General features: G+C 43.6%; 2 protein-coding genes. One reads left to right on the forward strand and one right to left on the reverse strand.

Features of this window, described 5'->3' with window-relative positions:
• Positions 1–809 precede the first annotated feature (809 nt).
• Positions 810–1,214 carry a histone H2B family protein gene (locus ACN0IC_RS15195; protein ID WP_416879598.1) on the reverse strand — a complete coding sequence of 135 codons (405 nt, stop codon included), beginning with the start codon at positions 1,212–1,214 and terminating at the stop codon, positions 810–812.
• A gap of 294 nt (positions 1,215–1,508) precedes the next feature.
• On the opposite strand from ACN0IC_RS15195, the gene ACN0IC_RS15200 reads away from it, so the two are divergent.
• On the forward strand, positions 1,509–1,854 hold a 346-nt coding region (locus ACN0IC_RS15200; protein WP_416879599.1), incomplete at its 3' end, for a histone H2A.

Genomic DNA, 1,854 nt, shown 5'->3' on the forward strand with positions numbered 1-1,854 from the left:
GCACAAAGGAGTGTATATTTACTCGAAACCTATAAAAATGGCATGGTTGTTGCATTGCCTAAGTTTTTCACTCAGAATTTACTTGAGTAAAATTTTCAAAAAATGTGTACACAATTTTCAGCCTCCATGGTTCTTAAGAAAGTAGGTTATTTTATGTGGGTTTCTACTGTAGCCATGATAATGAATTTTTAGTGTAATGCTCACTTCCGAAATTGGTAACAATTCGATATTTCCATGCACAGATATTATATTAAGTCGAGCTTGAATCTCTCCGCAAGATGCCTGCCTTGTCACTTGTGTCGGGGTTAGGCTTGCAGCCATTTCGTAACAGGCACCCTCTTGTAAAAGAGAGGTGGTGTTGAGTTGAGCATGGTTGATTTTGGAAATAGAAGGCCGTTTGAAAATTGGCGGGCGTTTGTTTATTGTCTGTGAAGCAGAAGATTTATTTGAAAGGAGACAATGAAATGTCACGACCGTTGACCAGTTGACTCCCCTTCACTTATAATGAGAAATAAATATAAAATCGCTGTGGCTTTATTTTGTAATATATTTCGAGAAAGAATAGGCCTAGCCATGCACATTATTAATAAACTGTGAAAGGAAATCCAATTTCTTAATAGCCGGCGGGGATATGATGTTAATTGTAAATTATAAAAGTGTGTGCGTGTGACTCGTTGAAAATCAAATGTCATCTTTTTTATTGGCGACATTGGTAGCTTTTAAAAAAGCTGTTTAATTTCGAGTGCCACCCAGGGCAACTCTTTCTTCACCCAGGGCAACTCTTTCTTCACCCAGGGCAGGGCAACTGTTTACTTGCTGCTCGTGTACTTCGTGACTGCCTTGGTTCCTTCGCTGACTGCGTGCTTGGCAAGTTCACCGGGCAAGAGAAGCCTGACTGCAGTCTGGATTTCCCTCGACGTGATTGTTGCTTTCTTATTGTAGTGTGCGAGGCGCGATGCTTCTTGGGCAATTCTTTCAAAGATGTCATTGACGAAAGAGTTCATGATGTTCATCGCCTTGCTTGAGACTCCAGTGTCGGGATGGACCTGTTTCAAGACTTTGTAGATGTAAATTGAGTAGCTCTCCTTGCGCTTCTTCCTCCTCTTTTTCTCTCCAGCAGCCTTTGCACCCTTCTTTCCAACACCGGCCTTCTTCTCGCCCTTCTTGGCAACCTTTGGAGCTTGTTTTCCACCTTTCGCTGGTGCGTCAGACATGTTTTCTTTCCGTTTGATTTGAGAACTTGAGCTTGTGAACTTGAGAACGAATTGAATGGCAATGTTTTGAATGGCGCGCTTCCTTATCTATGAATTATGAATGGGGATTCTTTTCTGACACGTGCCTAGATTCTGTTCGCAAAGAAGCAAAGCTGATGCGCAATTGGTCAATTTCGATCCAGGCCTCGATGTTTAATTTGATGCTGCATGAGCGCCAAATCATTCAATGCACTTTCAACAGCTGTCGCAGTTGACAATTTCGTTTTGTGAGCACAACTTTTCAAAGAAGCAAACATGTCTGGACGTGGTAAAGGTGGAAAGGCAAAGGCTAAGGCCCGATCAAGGACATCAAGAGCTGGACTTCAGTTCCCTGTGGGACGTATTCACAGGCTGTTGAGGAAAGGCAACTATGCTGAAAGAGTTGGCTCTGGGGCACCGGTCTACCTCGCCGCCGTGTTGGAGTATCTCTCAGCTGAGATTCTCGAGTTGGCTGGCAATGCAGCAAGAGACAACAAGAAGTCGAGGATCATCCCACGCCATCTCCAGTTGGCAATCAGAAACGACGAGGAATTGAACAAACTTCTTTCTGGTGTAACCATCGCACAAGGAGGTGTCTTGCCAAACATCCAGGCTGTCCTTC

The organism is Litorimonas sp., assembly GCA_029936425.1.
GTDB lineage: Bacteria > Pseudomonadota > Alphaproteobacteria > Caulobacterales > Maricaulaceae > Litorimonas.

Excerpts from the sequence above, each read along its gene's own strand:
- ACN0IC_RS15195 (WP_416879598.1), bottom strand. The coding sequence starts at position 1,214 with ATGTCTGACGCACCAGCGAAAGGTGGAAAACAAGCTCCAAAGGTTGCC.